The 17669-nt window shown below is 73.5% G+C and carries 14 protein-coding genes; 9 read left to right on the top strand and 5 right to left on the bottom strand.

Annotated features, from left to right (window positions below):
* Positions 1 to 65: 65 nt before the first annotated feature.
* Together ACZ4W9_RS19575 and ACZ4W9_RS19570 are read right to left on the bottom strand one after the other, a co-directional pair.
* Positions 66 to 1229, bottom strand: a complete 1164-nt coding sequence (locus tag ACZ4W9_RS19575) for a hypothetical protein (protein WP_467937331.1) — start codon at positions 1227 to 1229, stop codon at positions 66 to 68.
* Positions 1226 to 2167, bottom strand: coding sequence for a 5-dehydro-4-deoxyglucarate dehydratase (locus ACZ4W9_RS19570; protein ID WP_467937329.1), 942 nt, complete (start codon positions 2165 to 2167; stop codon positions 1226 to 1228). Before ACZ4W9_RS19570 ends, ACZ4W9_RS19575 begins: the two co-directional genes overlap by 4 nt.
* 240 nt (positions 2168 to 2407) lie before the next feature.
* On the opposite strand from ACZ4W9_RS19570, the gene ACZ4W9_RS19565 reads away from it, so the two are divergent.
* The 7 genes from ACZ4W9_RS19565 (at position 2408) to ACZ4W9_RS19535 (ending at position 9713) form a co-directional block, all read left to right on the top strand.
* Positions 2408 to 3217 (top strand): NAD-dependent epimerase/dehydratase family protein, encoded by an 810-nt coding sequence (locus ACZ4W9_RS19565; RefSeq protein ID WP_467937326.1) that lies wholly within the window; start codon positions 2408 to 2410, stop codon positions 3215 to 3217.
* A 284-nt stretch (positions 3218 to 3501) separates the two neighbouring features.
* The gene (locus ACZ4W9_RS19560) at positions 3502 to 4272 is read left to right on the top strand and encodes a DeoR/GlpR family DNA-binding transcription regulator (RefSeq protein WP_467937322.1); all 771 of its coding nucleotides are present in this window, start codon (positions 3502 to 3504) and stop codon (positions 4270 to 4272) included.
* A gap of 79 nt (positions 4273 to 4351) precedes the next feature.
* Positions 4352 to 5722, top strand: coding sequence for an ABC transporter substrate-binding protein (locus tag ACZ4W9_RS19555; RefSeq protein WP_467937320.1), 1371 nt, complete (start codon positions 4352 to 4354; stop codon positions 5720 to 5722).
* Positions 5719 to 6654 (top strand): carbohydrate ABC transporter permease, encoded by a 936-nt coding sequence (locus tag ACZ4W9_RS19550; RefSeq protein WP_467937318.1) that lies wholly within the window; start codon positions 5719 to 5721, stop codon positions 6652 to 6654. Before ACZ4W9_RS19555 ends, ACZ4W9_RS19550 begins: the two co-directional genes overlap by 4 nt.
* Positions 6651 to 7475, top strand: coding sequence for a carbohydrate ABC transporter permease (locus ACZ4W9_RS19545; RefSeq protein ID WP_467937316.1), 825 nt, complete (start codon positions 6651 to 6653; stop codon positions 7473 to 7475). The genes ACZ4W9_RS19550 and ACZ4W9_RS19545 overlap by 4 nt, the downstream gene beginning before the upstream one ends.
* Entirely contained in the window at positions 7472 to 8461 is a 990-nt protein-coding gene (locus ACZ4W9_RS19540; protein WP_467937314.1) for a zinc-dependent alcohol dehydrogenase family protein, read from the top strand. The genes ACZ4W9_RS19545 and ACZ4W9_RS19540 overlap by 4 nt, the downstream gene beginning before the upstream one ends.
* A 70-nt stretch (positions 8462 to 8531) precedes the next feature.
* Positions 8532 to 9713, top strand: coding sequence for a TerD family protein (locus tag ACZ4W9_RS19535; RefSeq protein ID WP_467937312.1), 1182 nt, complete (start codon positions 8532 to 8534; stop codon positions 9711 to 9713).
* Between the two features lie 163 nt (positions 9714 to 9876).
* Here the strand turns inward: ACZ4W9_RS19535 and ACZ4W9_RS19530 are convergent, their stop codons facing one another.
* On the bottom strand, positions 9877 to 10452 hold the full coding sequence (locus tag ACZ4W9_RS19530) for a TetR/AcrR family transcriptional regulator (protein WP_467937310.1): 576 nt from the start codon (positions 10450 to 10452) through the stop codon (positions 9877 to 9879).
* Positions 10453 to 10602: 150 nt separating this feature from the next.
* On the opposite strand from ACZ4W9_RS19530, the gene ACZ4W9_RS19525 reads away from it, so the two are divergent.
* Positions 10603 to 12051: an MFS transporter gene (locus ACZ4W9_RS19525; protein ID WP_467937308.1), complete on the top strand. Its 1449-nt coding sequence runs from the start codon at positions 10603 to 10605 to the stop codon at positions 12049 to 12051.
* A 135-nt stretch (positions 12052 to 12186) separates the two neighbouring features.
* On the opposite strand, the gene ACZ4W9_RS19520 is transcribed toward ACZ4W9_RS19525, so the two are convergent.
* The gene (locus ACZ4W9_RS19520; RefSeq protein ID WP_467937306.1) at positions 12187 to 13641 is read right to left on the bottom strand and encodes an alkaline phosphatase PhoX; all 1455 of its coding nucleotides are present in this window, start codon (positions 13639 to 13641) and stop codon (positions 12187 to 12189) included.
* 415 nt (positions 13642 to 14056) lie between these two features.
* Positions 14057 to 15481, bottom strand: a complete 1425-nt coding sequence (locus tag ACZ4W9_RS19515) for a hypothetical protein (protein ID WP_467937304.1) — start codon at positions 15479 to 15481, stop codon at positions 14057 to 14059.
* A 267-nt stretch (positions 15482 to 15748) separates the two neighbouring features.
* Here ACZ4W9_RS19515 and ACZ4W9_RS19510 point away from each other — a divergent pair, with 267 nt between their 5' ends.
* Entirely contained in the window at positions 15749 to 17575 is a 1827-nt protein-coding gene (locus ACZ4W9_RS19510) for an endonuclease/exonuclease/phosphatase family protein (RefSeq protein WP_467937302.1), read from the top strand.
* The last annotated feature ends 94 nt before the right edge of the window (positions 17576 to 17669 follow it).

The raw sequence follows: 17669 nt of genomic DNA, 5'->3' as shown, positions 1-17669 counted from the left end.
TGACACCGTTGCGCCGGAGGGCGGGGGTGGGGGCCTTACGAACGCCCCCGCCCCCGCCCCCGCCCTCAGAGAGCCGACAGCCCCGCCCGGACCGCCGCCAGGTCCTCGTCCGACGCCAGCCCGGCGTGGTACAGCCGCAGTTCGGTCGCGCCCTCGGCCCGGGCCCGGGCCGCGTCCGCCGCGAGCGTGCCGGGGCTGCCGCCCATGCCGCTGACGACCGTGAGGTTGGCGGCCAGTACCGTCCCCTCCCGGGCCGCGGCGGCGAACGGCGCCAGCAGGGCCGTACCGCCGGTGCAGGGCACCACGACGCCGTCGGCCACGGACAGGATGTGGGCGGGGTCGACGCCCGCGTTCGCCCCGCAGTGGTAGGAGACCGGGTCGGCGTGCAGCAGCACCCGGAAGCCCCGGGGCGCGGCGGCGCGCACGGCGGCGACGGCCTCCTCCTGGAGGGTGCGGGCGGTGGTGTCCCGCCAGGCGCGCGTGGCCGCGGCCGTCTCCTCGCCGAGCAGCTTCTCCACCGCCGGCCAGCCGGTGTCGTCGGCCGTGCCCCGCCACAGCGGTTCCAGCGCCTCGCGTACGGCGGCGGCCAGCGCGTCGGCGTCCAGGCCCCCTTCGCCGTAGCCGTCCCGGCAGGACGGGCAGAAGCACAGGGACATCAGGTACTGCCCGGCCTCCCCGAGGGCCACGCCGGCGGTCTTGTCGTGGGCGTGCAGGTGCTGGAGCCCGTACCAGCCGAGGGACTCCAGTTCGGTGCCGCGTGCGCCGGGGCGTACGGCGGCCTCGGCGGCCAGGTCGGTCAGGTACGCGCGGGTGCCGGGCTGGGCGATGCAGGGCGCCCACGGGTAGCGGTCGCCGTAGGCGTTGACCACGGAGGTGTCGGGGTGTTCGGCGCCCATGCGGGAGTTGTGGGCGAGGACGACCCAGGTGTGCACCTCCAGGCCGGCCGCGGCCAGGGCCCCGGCGGCGTCGGCGTAGGCGTCGCCGGGGGCCCAGCGGCCGGCCGGGTAGGGGCGCAGGCCCCGGCCCGCCCAGCGGTCGCCGGGCGGGTAGAGGACGGCCGCGTACTCGGCGGTGACGACGCGGCGCCGGGGGTGGCGCGGGGTCAGCGCGCGGGTGGAGTGGTAGGCGGCGGCGAGGGTGACCTGCTCGATCCCGAGACCGGCGATGCGCGCGGGCGCCTCCGGGTCTCCGTTGACGTCCCAGGGGTAGACGAACGCCGAGGTCCTCACGCGTCCTCCTCCAGCAGCGCCTGCCCGCGCTCGATCAGCCGGGCGAGTTGTTTGACGTGGTCCTCGGCCGGTTCGTGCAGCGGGGGCCGGACCTCGCCGACGTCCAGGCCGCGCAGCCGTACGCCCGCCTTGACCAGGGACACGGCGTAGCCGCGGCCGTGGGCGCGCAGGTCGGCGAACGGGCCGTAGAAGCCGTCCAGCAGGCGGTGGGCGAGGGGCAGGTCGCCGGTGCGCAGGGCGCGGTGGAAGGCGAGGGCGATCTCCGGTGCGAAGCAGAACACCGCGGAGGAGTACAGGGTGATGCCGAGCGCGCGGTAGGCGAGCTGGGTCTGCTCGGCGGTGGGCAGGCCGTTGAAGTACAGGAAGTCGCCGGGGACCTCGGTGCGGACGGCGCTGACGACGCGCTGCATCAGGTCGAGGTCGCCGAGGCCGTCCTTGAGACCGACGACGCCGTCGGTGCGGGCGAGCTCGACGACGGTCTCCGGGGTGAAGACCGCGTTGTCGCGCTGGTAGACGACGACCGGCAGGGCGGTGGCCGCGGCGACCTCCCGGTAGTGCCGCAGCAGGCCCTCCTGGCCGGCGAGCACGAGGTACGGCGGCATGGCGAGGAGGCCGTCGGCGCCCGCTCCCTCGGCGAGGCGGGCGTAGCGGACGGCGAGGGCGGTGCCGTATCCGGCGCCCGCGACGACCGGGACGCGCCCGTCGGCGGCCTCGACGGCCGCGCGGACGCAGGCCTCGAACTCCTCCGGCAGCAGCGCGTGGAACTCCCCGGTGCCGCAGGCGGCGAAGACGGCGGCGGCTCCGGCCTCGACGCCCCGGCGCACATGGGTGCGGTAGACGTCGAGGTCGAGCGAGCCGTCGGGGCCGTAGGCCGTGACGGGGAAGAAGAGCGGCCCGCGCGGATCGCGGAGCCGGGCGGCGAGAGGGGCTGGCGTCACAGGCGCTCCCTGACAGTGCATGTTTCTGACCAGTGTCTATATTTCTGAACAGCCTCACGCTAAGGGCCGCAATTGCGGCGGGTCAAGCCGGAGAACGGGCAACAGAGCAGCGGATTTCCCCCTGGCGGGGCACACTTGACGAGGCACGGCACCCCTCCCTAGCGTGTCCACGAATGTGAACCCCGTCCATGCATGCGGCCGTCGAGGACACCGGCTCTCGGACCCCAAGGAGATCGAAGGATGCCCGCTCCCCGCACCGTCCTGCTCACCGGCGCCGCCGGCGGGCTCGGCACCCTGATGCGGTCCCTGCTGCCGGAGTACGGCTACACGCTGCGCCTGTTCGACGTCCGGCCCGTCGAGGGCGAGCCGGACGCCGTCACCGCCGACCTCACCGACAAGGACGCGCTGCGCGAGGCGGTGCGGGGCGTGGACGCCGTCCTGCACCTCGCGGGCATCTCCCTGGAGGCGCCCTTCGAGAAGATCCTGAAGTCGAACATCGAGGGCACCTACCACCTGTACGAGGCCGCGCGCGAGGAGGGCGTGCGGCGGATCGTCTTCGCCTCCTCCAACCACGCCGTCGGCTTCACCCCGGCCCCCCGCGCGGGCGAGCCGCCGATCCCGGTCGACACCCCGCGCCGCCCGGACACCTTCTACGGCCTGTCGAAGTCCTTCGGCGAGGACCTGGCCCAGTTCTACTGGGACAAGCACGGCCTGGAGACCGTGTCCGTGCGCATCGGCTCCTGCTTCCCCGAGCCCACCAGCGTGCGCATGCTCTCGGTGTGGATGAGCCCGGCCGACGGCGCCCGCCTCTTCCACGCGGCCCTGACCGCCGAGGGGGTCGGCCACACGGTGGTCTACGGCTCCTCCGCCAACACCCGCCTGTGGTGGGACCTGAGCAGCGCGCGGGCGCTCGGCTACGAACCCCGGGACGACTCCGAGCCGTACGCGCGAAAGCTCATCGCCGAACAGGGCGAACTCGACCCGGAGAACCCGGCCCACGCCCACCTGGGCGGCCACTTCGTGAACGACCCGCCGATCTGGCCGTACTGAACCCCGGCCGGCTCCCGGGTGACCGCCCGGCGGCCGGAAACGGACGTCCACGCGCGCGGGCGGGCACCGAACGGGCCCGCCCGCCGCCGCATCCGGGCATCCGCCGTGCCCGAACCCACCCCGCCGCGGACGGCCGCGCAGGTCCGCCGCGGGCGCGCCCCGTGCGAAGCGGGCCCGAACGGGCAGGATCGGGCCCATGACAGACCTGGTCAGCGCCGGTCGCCGACGGTAGAACTTCCCCCATGGGCCCGAACGGGCGATTCCCCAGGGAAGCGGGTGACGACATGGACGCCTGGACCGCGGAGGCACGCCGACGGGAGATCGTGCGCGTCGCACGCGCCGCCGGCTCGGTGGACGTCACCGCCCTCGCCGCCGAACTCGGCGTGGCCAAGGAGACCATCCGGCGCGATCTGCGGGCACTGGAGGACCACGGCCTGGTCCGCCGCACCCACGGGGGCGCCTATCCGGTGGAGAGCGCCGGATTCGAGACGACGCTGGCCTTCCGCGCCACCAGCCGGGTGCCCGAGAAGCGCCGGATCGCCGCCGCGGCGGCCGGGCTGCTCGGGGAGGCCGAGACGGTCTTCGTCGACGAGGGCTTCACCCCCCGGCTCATCGCCGAGGCGCTGCCCCGGGACCGCCCGCTGACCGTCGTCACCGCCTCCCTGCCGGTCGCGGGCGCCCTCGCGGAGGCCGACCACGCGTCCGTGCTGCTGCTCGGCGGCCGGGTCCGCCCGGGCACGCTGGCCACCGTCGACCACTGGACGACGAAGATGCTGGCCGGCTTCGTGATCGACCTCGCCTACATCGGGGCCAACGGCATATCCCGCGAGTACGGCCTGACCACCCCCGACCCGGCGGTCAGCGAGGTGAAGGCGCAGGCCGTGCGGGCGGCCCGCCGTACGGTCTTCGTGGGCGTGCACAGCAAGTTCGGCGCGGTCAGCTTCTGCCGGTTCGCGGAGGTCGGCTCGCTGGAGGCGATCGTGACCAGCACCCTCCTGCCGTCCGCCGAGGCCCACCGCTACTCCCTGCTGGGCCCCCAGGTCATCCGCGTCTGACCGCCCGGCCCGCCCTCCCCGCAGGGCCGCGGCACACCCTCTCACGCCCCTTATCTCCCCCTATATCCAGGAGCGATCCATGCGCACCCCGAGCCGACCGAGGCCGCGAGCCGCGCTCGCCGCGGCCGCCGCCGGGACGCTGCTCGCCCCGCTGCTGTCCGGCTGCTGGGCCGGTGCGGGCGGGTCCGGTTCCGGCGGCGACGCCATCAACGTCCTGATGGTCAACAACCCGCAGATGACCGAGTTGCGGAAGCTGACCGCCGCCCACTTCACCCGGGACACCGGCATCGAAGTGAACTTCACGGTCCTGCCGGAGAACGACGTCCGCGACAAGATCAGCCAGGACTTCGCCAACCAGGCCGGCCAGTACGACGTGGCCACCCTGTCCAACTACGAGATACCGATCTACGCCCGCAACGGCTGGCTGCACGCCATGGACCGGTACGTGGCGAAGGACCCGTCGTACGACGAACCGGACATCCTGCGGCCCATGCGCGAGGCCCTCACCGGCACCGACGGCAAGCTCTACGGACAGCCCTTCTACGGCGAGTCGTCCTTCCTCATGTACCGCAAGGACGTGTTCGCCGCGAAGGGCCTGACGATGCCGGCCCGGCCCACCTGGCGGCAGGTCGCCGAGCTGGCCGCGAAGGCGGACGGCGCCCGGCCCGGCATGCGGGGCATCTGCCTGCGCGGCCTGCCCGGCTGGGGCGAGCTGACGGCGCCGCTCACCACCGTCGTGAACACCTTCGGGGGCACCTGGTTCGACAAGGACTGGACGGCCCGGCTCGACTCCCCCGCCTTCGAGAAGGCGACCAAGTTCTACGTCGGCCTGGTGCGCCGGCACGGCGAGTCCGGAGCCGCCCAGTCCGGCTTCGCCGAGTGCCTGAACAACATGACCCAGGGCAAGACCGCCATGTGGTACGACGCCACCTCCGCGGCCGGCCTGCTGGAGGCGAAGGGCTCCCCGGTGCGCGGCCGGCTCGGCTACGCCCCCGCGCCCGTGGAGCGCACCGGGTCCTCCGGCTGGCTCTACACGTGGGCCTGGGGCATCCAGCGCTCCTCCCGCAACCCGGACAAGGCCTGGAAGTTCGTGTCCTGGGCGTCCGGCAAGGGCTACGAACGGCTGGTCGGCGAGACCAGCGGCTGGGCGAACGTGCCCGCGGGCAAACGGGCGTCCACGTACGCCGACGCCGACTACCGCGCCTCCGCCGCCGCCTTCCAGGAGATGACCAGGAAGGCCATCGAGAGCAGCCGCCCCAACGACCCCGGCGTCCAGCCGCGCCCCGCGCCCGGCATCCAGTTCGTCGGCATCCCCGAGTTCACCGATCTGGGCACCAAGGTCTCCCAGGAGATCAGCGCGGCCATCGCCGGACGCCAGTCCGTCGCCTCGGCCCTGCGCAAGTCCCAGCGGCTCGCCGAACGGATCTCCGAGGAGTACGAGGGACGATGACCGCGACGACCGCGCCCCCGACCCGCGCCCCGGCACGCGCCGCGCGCCGGCCCCCCGCCCGGCTGCGCGCCTGGGCCACCCGGGCCCCGCTGCTGCCCGCCCTCGTCTTCCTGATCGCCGTGACCCAGCTGCCGTTCGTGGCCACGCTGGTGATCTCCTTCTTCGACTGGAACGCCCTCTACCCGAAGGCCCGCCGCTTCACCGGCCTGGACAACTACCGCCAGGTCCTGACCGACGCGGACCTGCGCCACTCGGTGTGGACGACCGTGCTGCTCACCGCGGCGGTGGTGCTGGCCAGCCTGATCCTCGGACTGGCGCTGGCGCTGCTGCTGGACCGGAGGTTCCGCGGCCGGGGCATCGTGCGCACCCTGCTCATCGCCCCGTTCCTGGTGGTGCCGGTGGCCGCGGCCCTGCTCTGGAAGCACGTGCTCTACAACCCCGAATACGGCCTCCTGAACGGGTTGTCGCACGCGGTGGGCGGCCCGCAGCCGGACTGGGTGTCCCGCACCCCGCTGCTCGCCGTGGAGGCCTCCCTGGTGTGGCAGTGGACGCCGTTCATGATGCTGATCCTGCTGGCCGGGCTGCAGAGCCGGGACCAGCAGCAGGTCGAGGCGGCCCGGGTGGACGGCGCGGGCGACTGGCAGATCTTCGTCCACCTCACGCTGCCGCACCTGCGCCGCTACCTCGAACTGGGCGCCCTGCTGGGCTCGATCTACATCGTGCAGAACTTCGACGCGGTGTTCACGATCACCTCCGGCGGCCTGGGCACCGCGAACCTGCCCTACACCGTGTACCAGAGCTTCTACCAGGCCCACGAGAACGGCCTCGCCTCCGCCGCGGGCGTCCTCGTCGTCATCGGTTCCCTCGTCATCGCCACGTTCGCGCTGCGCGTGGTGTCGTCCCTGTTCCGCGAGGAGGTGTCCCGCGCATGAGGGCCGTACGCCGCCACGGGCCGGGCCTGCTGGCCTGGTTCGCCGGGATCGTGTTCTTCCTGCCCATCGCCTGGATGGCGCTGACGTCCCTCCACTCGGAGACGGACGCGGCGACGAACCCGCCGTCCTTCACCGCCGCGCTGACCCTGGACGGCTACCGCGAGTTCTTCGGCAGCGGCGGCGGGTCGAGCCCCTGGCCCGCGCTGGCCAACTCCGCGGTGGCCTCGGTCGCCTCCACGCTCCTCGTCCTGCTGCTCGCCCTCCCGGCCGCCTACGCCCTGTCGATCCGGCCGGTGCGCAAGTGGACGGACGTGCTGTTCTTCTTCCTGTCGACGAAGATGCTGCCGGCCGTGGCGGGCCTGCTGCCCGTCTACCTCTTCGCCAGGAACGCCGGCCTGCTCGACAACGTCTGGCTGCTGGTCGTCCTCTACACCTCGATGAACCTGCCGATCGCGGTGTGGATGATGCAGTCCTTCCTCGCCGAGGTGCCGGTCGCGGTCATCGAGGCGGCCCGGGTGGACGGCGCCCGCCTCCCGGTCGTCCTCACCCGCGTGGTGGCCCCGATCGCCCTGCCCGGCATCGCCGCCACGGCCCTGATCTGCTTCATCTTCAGCTGGAACGAACTGCTCTTCGCCCGGGTCCTGACGGGCGTGGTCGCCGAGACCGCCCCCGTCTTCCTGACCGGCTTCATCACCAGTCAGGGCCTGTTCCTGGCCAAGGTGTGCGCCGCGTCGCTCGTCATCTCCCTGCCGGTGCTCGCCGCGGGGTTCGCCGCCCAGGACAAGCTGGTCCAGGGCCTGTCGTTGGGAGCCGTGAAATGAAGGCCGCCGTCATCGAGTCCGTGGGCCGCGCCGTCGTCGCCGAGGTGCCCGACCCGACGCCAGGACCCCGCGAGGTCGTCGTCGAGGTCGCCGCCTGCGGCCTGTGCGGCACGGACCTGCACATCCTCCGGGGCGAGTTCGCGCCGAAGCTGCCGATCGTGCCGGGACACGAGTTCGCCGGCGAGGTGGTCGGGGTCGGCACCCGGGTCACGGAGGTGGCGGTCGGCGACCGGGTCGCGGTCGACCCCTCCCTGTACTGCCACGAGTGCCGCTACTGCCGTACGGGCCACAACAACCTCTGCGAGCGCTGGGCGGCGATCGGCGTGACGACGGCGGGCGGCGCGGCCCGCTACGCCGTGGCCCCCGTCGCGAACTGCGTACGGCTGCCCGAGCACGTGCGCACCGAGGACGCGGCGCTGGTGGAGCCGCTGTCCTGCGCGGTCCGCGGCTACGACGTGCTCCGCGCCCGCCTCGGCGCGCACGTGCTGATCTACGGCTCCGGGACGATGGGCCTGATGATGCTGGAGCTGGCCAAGCGGACCGGCGCGGCGAGCGTGGACGTGGTCGACGTGAACCCGGCCCGCCTGGAGACCGCCCGCCGGCTCGGCGTGTCGGCAGCGGCGGGCAGCGCGGACGAACTGGACCGGCCGCGGGGCTGGGACGTGGTCGTGGACGCGACCGGCAACGCGGCGGCGATCCAGGACGGCCTGGACCGGGTGGCGAAGGCGGGCACGTTCCTCCAGTTCGGCGTGGCGGACTACGCGACCCGCGTGACCATCGACCCGTACCGGATCTACAACCAGGAGATCACGATCACCGGTTCCATGGCCGTGCTGCACAGTTTCGAGCGGGCGGCGGAGCTGTTCGCGAACGGGGTGCTGGACCCGGAGGTGTTCATCAGCGACCGCGTCCCGCTGGAGCGCTACCCGCAGGCGCTGGAGCAGTTCGCGGCGGGCGTGGGGCGGAAGATCGTGGTGGTGCCGTAGTCCGTTCGGCGGGTTGTGGCCGGTAAGGGAACGGTAAAGCGGTGTCGTTCGTTCACCCGGCATGACAGCTATGACCCCAGGCTCGAACATCCCTCTGCCGACCGCGCGCGTGACGGTGGACGTGTCCGCCCCGGTGCGGCTCGACGTGTCGGGCCTGCTGCTCACCGGCGACGGCAAGGTGCGTTCCGACGACGACTTCATCTTCTACAACCAGCCCAGCGGCCCCGGCGTGACCTACCGCTCGGGCGGCGGCACGGCCCCCGACGCGGTCACGGTGGACACCGCCGCCGTCCCGCCGCAGATCGAGAAGATCGTCGTCACGGCCAGCCCGGACGCGGCCGGCCAGACCTTCCAGGGCATCGAGCCGACGGCCACGATCCGGGACGCGGACGGCGGGGCCGTGCTGGCGACGTTCACCCCGCCGCGGCTCGGCACCGAGACCGCGCTGGTGATCGTGGAGATCTACCGCCGGGGCGGCCAGTGGAAGGCGCGGGCGGTCGGCCAGGGGTATGCCGACGGGCTCGCGGGCATCGCGACCGACTTCGGGGTGACGGTGGAGGAGCCGGCCGCCGCCACGCCGGTTGCGGCGGCCCCCGCGGCTCCCCAGGCACCGCCGCAGCCGGTGACCCCGCCGCAGCCGGCGGCCCCGCCGCCCGCGCCGGTGCCGGGCGCCGGGAAGATCAATCTGGACAAGGGCCGGGTCAGCCTCCAGAAGAACCAGACGGTGTCCCTGGTCAAGGGCGGCCGGCCGATGCTGTCGCAGGTGCGGATGGGCCTCGGCTGGGAACCGGCGTTCCGGGGCAGGGACATCGACCTCGACGCCTCGGTCATCGCCTACGGCCCGCAGCGCAACCACATCGACAGCTGCTATTTCGGCAACCTGGTGATCCTCAACGGCGCGATCCGGCACTCCGGTGACAATCTGACCGGCGAGGGCGGGGGCGACGACGAGGTCATCACGGTCGACCTCGGCCGGCTGCCCCAGGAGGTCACCGGCCTGGTCTTCACCGTGAACTCCTTCTCCGGCCAGAAGTTCACGGAGGTCGCCAAGGCCTACTGCCGCCTGATCGACGCGGCCACGGGCGAGGAACTGGTCCGCTTCGACCTCACCGCCGCGGAGCCCCGCACGGGCGTCATGATGGCCAAGCTCATCCGCCAGTTCTCCGGCGAATGGGACATGACGGCGATGGGCGACTTCGTCAAGGCCCGCACGGTACGCAACATGGTCGACCCGGCGGCGAAGGCCCTGTAGGACACCGGCACACCCCCGGGGCGGCCTCCACCCCCGCCCCGGGCCGGTAAGGCACCCCGCCGGCCCGGACGAGCGGATCCCGCCCCCGCCCGGCACCGCCCCACCCGCGCCGAAGGGCACCCTCGGCCGGCCGGCAGCCCGCAGCGGCGAGCACCTCGGCCGGTCAGTCCCCGCCGCCCCGCAACCCCTCGCCGAGCAGACGCAGATAACGGCGGATCTCCTCCTCCCCCGCCCCCGCCAGCTCCGCCGCCGACGCCACCCCGTGCGTCAGCCGCAGCACCTCGATCGGCTCCACGTCCCCCCGCAGCGCCCCCTCCGCCTGCGCCGCCACCACCAGCCTCGCCACGGCCGCCTTCACCACGTTCCCGCACGTCGTCAGCGCCGCCGCCCCGCCGTCCGTCACCGCGGAGCCGAGCAGCGCCTTCATCCCGCGCACCTGGATCGTGCCGACGGCCAGCTCGTACAGCCACTCCGCGAGCGCCTCCCCCGCGGGCAGCCGCTTCGCCAGCTCGTCGGCCCGCGCCCCGAGCGCCTCGATCCGGTCCACGTACGCCGCCTCCAACAGCGCCTGCCGGGTCGGGAAATGCCGGTACAGCGTGCCCGAGCCCACCCCCGCCCGCTTGGCGATGTCGTCGAGTGACGCGTTCTCTCCATGCTCGGCGAAAGCCTGTGCCGCCACCTTCAGCAACCGCTCGTAGTTGCGCCGAGCGTCCGCGCGCATGGGCCTGGCCTGCGTCATCCACTCACTCCTTGCCAACCGGGGACCGTCTCCGTATCTTATCGAGCACTAAACGGAGACAGTCCCCGCTTACCGCCGTAGTACTCCGTGGGCAGCTCACCCCTGCCCGCGTGAAGCCGCGCGCCCGGGGACCCCAGACCGGGAGACCGCATGTCCACCCCGTCCACCCCGTCCACGTCGGCATCGTCCTCCGCCGCCCCCTTGGCACCGGCCCCCGCGCGGCTCGCCACCACCCTCCTCGTCATCGTCACCGCCTACCTGATGGTCGGCGTCGACTCCACCGTCGTCAACGTCGCGCTGCCGGACATCCGGCGGGGCCTCGGCTTCCGTCCCACCGCCCTGTCCTGGGTGCTCAACGCCTACACCCTCGCCTTCGGCGGCCTGCTGCTGCTCGGCGGACGGATCGGCGACCTCCTCGGCCGCCGCCGCACCCTGACCGCCGGTGTCCTGCTGTTCGCGCTGTCGTCCCTGCTCTGCGGCCTCGCCACCGACAGCGGCCGGCTCCTGGCCGCCCGCGCGCTCCAGGGCGTCGGCGCCGCCCTGATCGCGCCGAACACCCTGGCCCTGATCACCACGAGTTTCCCCGACGGCCCGCCCCGGCACCGCGCGCTGAGCGTCTACTCCTCCATGGCCGGCATCGGCGGTTCCGTCGGCCTGGTCCTCGGCGGGATGCTCACCTCGTGGGCGTCCTGGCGCTGGGCGCTGCTGGTCAACGTCCCCCTCGGCCTGGCGCTGGCCCTCGCCCTGCCCCGCTTCGTCCCCGAGACCGGGCGCCACGCGGGCCGGTTCGACCTGCCGGGCGCGCTCACCGGAACGGCCGGCACGACCTCGCTGGTGTACGCGTTCATCCGGGTGTCGGAGGGCGGCTGGAGCGACCCCGGGGCGCCGGCCGGCTTCGCCGCCGCGGCCGTCCTGCTCACCGGCTTCCTGCTGCTGGAGTCCCGGGCGGACCAGCCCGTGCTGCCGCTGTCCCTGTTCGCCGACCGGGACCGGGCCGGCGGGTACGCGAGCATCCTGCTGCTGCCCGCGGGCATGTTCGGCGCGTTCTACTTCCTCACCCTGTTCGCCCAGCAGGTGCTGCGCTACAGCCCGCTCCGCGCGGGGTTCGCCTTCCTGCCGCTGACCTTGGTGATGTTCACGACCGTACGGCTGGTGCCCCGGCTGCTGGCCCGGTTCGGCACTAGGCCGGTGCTGCTGAGCGGCCTGTCCCTGGCCACGCTCGGCACCGGCCGGCTGGCCCTGCTGGGGCCGGGGGACGGCTACGCGAGCGGACTGCTCGGCCCGCTGGCCCTGATCGGCCTGGGCATGGGCCTGAGTTTCCTGCCGCTCAACGCGACGATCCTGTCCGCCGTCACCCCGCGGCAGGCCGGCGCCGCCTCCGGCCTGCTCCAGACCCTCCAGTGGCTGGGCGGCACCGTCGGACTCTCCGTCCTGGTCACGGTGTACGGCACGGCGACCCGGCACGCCACCGGCTCCCCGGACGCCGTCCTCACCCACGGCACCGCCCACGCCTTCGCCGCCGGTGCCCTGCTCACACTGACCGCCCTGCTGGTGGCGGCCACGGTCCTGACCGGCGGGCGCCGGAGTCTCCGCGCGTGAAGGGGGCGTCCGACGGGCCACCGGCGCCTGCGCACCGGCCCTGCCGATCACCGCCCCGTCCCACGCCGGCGCCGCGACGGGCACGACGGCCGCCGCGGCGTCCAGGCGTGGTCGACGGCTGGGAATCCGGGAGGATCAGCGGCGGTGCCGCTTCCAGGGGCCGGTGATGGCGAGCATGATGCCGGGCGTCTGGATGTTGGCGAACAGGGTCCGGCCGTCGGGCGAGAAGGTGACACCGGTGAACTCGCTGTACTCCGGCTCCCGGGGGGTGCCGATGTTCAGCTCGTTGCGGGCGATCGGGTAGGTGCGGCCGCTCTCCGTGGCGCCGAACAGGTGCTGGACGCCCTCGCCGTCCTCGGCGATGACCAGGCCCCCGTAAGGGGAGACGGTGATGTTGTCGGGGCCGTCGAAGGCACCGTCGACGGCCGGGTCCGGGTTCACCCCGAGCAGCACCTTCAGCGTCAGGGTGCGCCGCTTGGGGTCGTAGAACCAGACCTGGCCGTCGTGCTGGACCGGGCTCTCCTGGCGGGCGAAGGAGGAGACGACGTAGACACCGCCGTCGGCCCACCACATGCCCTCCAGCTTGCGGGCGCGCGTGACCTGGCCCTCGGTGAACTGCTTGCGCACCGAGACCGTCCGGGCGTCCCGGTCGGGGACGTCCACCCAGTCCACGCCGTACACGGTGCCGGTCTTCGTGGCGCGGGAGAGGTCGTCCACGAACCGGCCGCCGGAGTCGAAGCACTTGAAGGCCTGGAGCACGCCCGCGTCGTCGGCGAGGGTGCGCAGCCTGCCGCGGCCGTGCCGGAAGCCCGTCGGCGGGACCCAGCGGTAGAACAGGCCGTTGGGGCCGGAGGCGTCCTCGGTGAGGTAGGCGTGGCCCCGCTTGGGGTCGATGACGACGGCCTCGTGGGCATAGCGGCCGAACGCCTTGACCGGCTTGGGGTCGCGGTTGGCCCGGCGGTCCTCCGGGTCGACCTCGAAGACATAGCCGTGGTCCTTGGTGAAACCGTTCTTCCCGGCCTTGTCCTCGGTCTCCTCGCAGGTCAGCCAGGTGCCCCAGGGGGTGCTGCCGCCCGCGCAGTTGGTGGCGGTGCCGGCGATGCCCACCCACTCGGCGACCTCCCCGCCCCGGCGGACCTCGACCACCGTGCAGCCGCCGGCCGCGGCCGGGTCGTAGACCAGGCCCTCGGTGAGCGGCACCGGGTGCGGCCACTGGGCGCGGGCGCCGGCCAGCTCGTGGTTGTTGACGAGCAGGGTGGTGCCGCGCCGGCCCTCGAAGGCGGCGGTGCCGTCGTGGTTGGACGGGGTGAACTCGCCGGACTCCAGGCGGGTCCGGCCGCTGTAGGTGATGATCTCGTAGCGGAAGCCGGCCGGCAGGGCGAGGATGCCGTCCGGGTCGGGGAGCAGCGGGCCGTAGCCGACGCCGTGGTGGTCGTGGCCCCCGTGCGCCGAGGCGGCTTCGCCGCTCCCGGTCTCCGTGGCGGCAAGGGCGTTCGGCGCGGTGGCGAGGGCGCCGACGCTGCCCGCCAGGGCGACCCCGGCGCCGGTGAGCGCGGATGTCCTGGCGAAGTCCCTGCGGGTGAGCGACATGGTGTCTCCTGTGACGACGGTTGCGGTGTCGTGGAGGGTGGGGGGCCTCGGTTCGGCGCCACGCTCCCGCCCATCCGTGAACAGGAGTTGAACGCCGGACGACCACCGCGGCGCCTGTTCCATGAATCCGTATGCGGCAGACCATGACCGCGTAGAGGACGACGGCCCGGACCGGAACCCGGTACGGCGGGCAGCGCCCGAGGGACGCGGGGAACCTCGCGGCCGGACGCCGGTCCGGGCCCGCGTACCGCCACCCCCTCGGGGATCCGGCCGGGCCGGGGCACGCCGCCGCCCGGGGCCCTGGCCGACAAGGCCCCGGGCACCGACGCCCCACGCCCCGGGCGTCAGCAGTCCACGGCCCCGGGCATCGGCGACCGCCTGGCCGCCCGCGCCCGTCACCACGGCCCCTCCGCGCTCATCCCCCGTGCTGCGACCGTGCCTTGAACGCCGCCTTCCGGGCCTCCTTGGCCACCTTCTTGTCCGGGTGCAGCCGGCCCATCGCGTCCAGCACCTCGGCGGTCGCGGGGTGGTCCACCCGCCAGGCCGCCGCGAAGAACCCGCTGTGCGGTGCCGCCAGCCCCTCCACCAGCGCCCGCAGCTCCTCGGAGTTGCCCTCGGCCGCCAGCTGCGCGGCCAGCGTGTCGATGGTCAGCCAGAACACCAGCTCCTGGGAGGGCGCCGGCACCTCCTCGGCCCCCCGCTCGCTCAGCCACACCCGGGCCAGACCGCCCAGCTCGGGGTCGTCCAGCACCTCCCGCAGCGCGGGTTCGGCCTCGGCGCCCACCAGCGACAGCGCCTGCTGGCAGCGCAGCCGGCGCAGCGGGCCCCCGGCGTCCGCGCCGCGCGCCGCCGCCAGCAGCTCCCGGGCCCCGGCGAGGGGTTCGCGGCGGGCGAGCCACTGCTCGGTCTCGGCGCGGGCGGCGGACTGCCCGAACCGGGCGGTGCCGTCGAGCAGCGCGTCCGCGCCCTTGTCGGCCAGGTCGCCCACGGCCGGCGCGTCGAACCCGGCCTCCAGCAGCCGGGCCCGCAGCCCGTACACGCCGAGCGGGGTGAGCCGGACCACGCCGTAGCGGGAGACGTCGGTCTCGTCCACGGGCGCCGCGGGCTCCTCCTCGGCGTCGGCCATCAGCGCCTCGTCCACCGGCCGGTAGGCCACGACCCCGGCCGGCTCCAGCGCGCGGAACTGGTCGTCGAGCCGCATCATCGCGTCGGAGACCTGCTCCAGGACGTCGTTGGTGGGCTCGCCCATGCCGTCGGGCACGAGCATCGACGCGGCGAGGGCGGGCAGCGGCACGGGCACCCCGTCGGGGCCGTCCTCACCGACGGTCAGCAGATAGAGGTTGCCGAGGACGCCGTCCAGGAAGTCCGCCTCGGCCCGCGGATCCCAGTCGAGTGACGAGAAATCGACCTTGCCGCTCTCGTCCATCGCGTCGGCCAGGTCGTCCAGGTCGGGGACGGCCGCGTCGGCGATGACGGTCTCCAGCGCGGTGCGCCACACCGCGAGCACCTCGCGCGGGGAGCCCGTGAGCAGCGCCAGGCTCTCCCCCGCGCGGACGGTCCCGGCCTCCTCGTCCACGATCTCGATCAGGCCCGCGTCCACGGCGACCCGCCAGGCCTCGCCGGCGTAGGCGGCGGCGTCGTCCCCGGTCAGGCCGAGCAGGCCGGCGGCGGCCGGCAGCTGCTCCTCGGCCAGCGAGCCGCCGGCGTCCACCCGGGTGTCCGGCCCGGCCCAGCGGGCGAGGCGCGCGGCCCGGGACAGCAGGGGGGTGGACAGCGCGGCACGCGCCAGCTCCGCTTCGGGGTGCAGCCGCGCGGGCGGCAGGGGGGAGCTGTCTGACATCGGCTGGATCTCCTCGGACCGTGAAACGGGCTCAGCCGCTCAGCCTAGACGGATTTCCACCCATGCCGCCCGGTTCATCTCCGCGCAAGGAGTCGTACATGGCCGAAACCTTGACAACTCCCCGGGGCAGGCAGGAGATTGACGCGCGTAGAAGCAGGGGGACAACTGTTCACTCGGCTCTACGCGTGTCACACAGGGCCACCCGCCCCACACGGTCTCCGTTTCCGTCCTCGTCCCGGCGCCCACGCACGTCCCGGAGGGAATCCCTTGCCGAGCAGGTCTTCCGCGCGCCTCGCCGCGCTCACCGTCGCCGCCGTCTGCGGCGCGGCGTCCGCCGTCGTCCTCACCTCCCCCGCGCACGCCGACTCGGTGCGCGTCCACGACATCCAGGGCACGACCCGGATATCGCCGTACGCCGGGCAGAAGGTCACGGACGTGCCCGGCATCGTCACCGCCACCCGCACCTACGGCTCCTCCCGGGGCTTCTGGCTCCAGGACGCGGCCCCGGACGACGACCCGGCCACCAGCGAGGGCGTCTTCGTCTTCACCAGCTCCACGCCGAAGGTCGCGGTCGGCGACGCGGTGACGGTGACCGGCACGGTCACCGAGTACGTCCCGGGCGGCGCCTCCTCCGGCAACCAGTCGCTGACCGAGATCACCAAGCCGCAGGTCACCACCGTCTCCACCGGCAACGCGGTCCCGGCGCCGGCCGTGATCGACGAGGACGCGGTACCGGACGCCTACGCGCCCGCGGGCGACACCGCCGCGGGCGGCTCGGTCAACGGCCTCGCCCTGGACCCGTCGGCGTACGCGCTGGACTACTACGAGTCCCTGGAGGGCATGAACGTCCGGGTCGCCGACGCCCGCGTGGTCACCGCGACCGACTCGCACAGCGAGCTGTGGGTCACCGTGAAGCCGTGGGAGCACCGCAACCGCCGCGGCGGCACGGTCTACGGCTCCTACGACTCCCAGAACACCGGCCGGCTCCAGATCCAGTCGCTGGGCTCCGCCGCCGACTTCCCGAAGGCGGACGTCGGCGACACCCTCTCCGGTACGACGACCGGCCCGCTGGACTTCAACCAGTACGGCGGTTACACGCTGGTCGCGAGCGGCCTCGGCACGCTGGAGAGCGGCGGTCTGGAGCGCGAGACGACGCGGAAGCAGTCGGGCCGCGAGCTGGCGGTGGCGACGTACAACGTGGAGAACCTCGACCCGTCGGACGCCACCTTCGAGCAGCACGCCGCCGCGATCGTGCACCACCTCCAGTCGCCGGACATCGTGTCCCTGGAGGAGATCCAGGACAACAACGGCGCCACGAACGACGGCACGGTCGACGCGGACCGGACCGTGACCAAGCTGATCGACGCCATCGCCGCGGCGGGCGGCCCGGTGTACGACTGGCGCTCGGTCAACCCGGTCGACGGCCAGGACGGCGGCGAGCCCGGCGGCAACATCCGCCAGGTGTTCCTGTTCAACCCCGAGCGGGTCTCCTTCACCGACCGCGCGGGCGGCGACTCGACCACCGCCGTCGGGGTCGCCAAGGTGCACGGCAAGGCGCGGCTGACGGTGTCGCCGGGCCGGATCGACCCGGCGAGCGCGGCCTGGACCAACAGCCGCAAGCCGCTGGCGGGCGAGTTCGTCTTCCGCGGCAAGACCGTGTTCGTGATCGCCAACCACCTGAACTCCAAGGGGGGCGACCAGCCTCTGACCTCGCAGTACCAGCCCCCGGTGCGCAGCTCGGAGATCCAGCGGCACGCCCAGGCGACGGCGGTGAACGCGTTCGTCAAGGACGTCCTGGCCGTGCAGAAGAACGCGGACGTGATCGCGCTCGGTGACATGAACGACTTCGAGTTCTCCGGCACCACGAAAATCCTGGAGGACGACGGGGCGCTGTGGTCGGCGATCAAGTCCCTGCCGGGGAGCGAGCGTTACACCTACGACTACCAGGGCAACCAGCAGGTCCTGGACCAGATCCTGATCAGCCCGGCGATCCGCCGCGGCGGTGACTTCGACTACGACAGCGTGCACATCAACTCGGAGTTCCACGACCAGATCAGCGACCACGACCCGCAGGTGCTGCGGCTGCGCCCGTAACCCGGGACACGATGTCCACGCCCCGGTGCCGGTCCGGGAAGCCGATGGCGAGGTTCTCCACGGCGAGCACCGGCTGCCCGCTCCGGTCGGGCAG

Source organism: Streptomyces sp. NPDC029296 (assembly GCF_055569255.1).
Note: the sequence above shows the minus strand (reverse complement) of the source record. Positions and strands in the feature narration are given on the sequence as shown.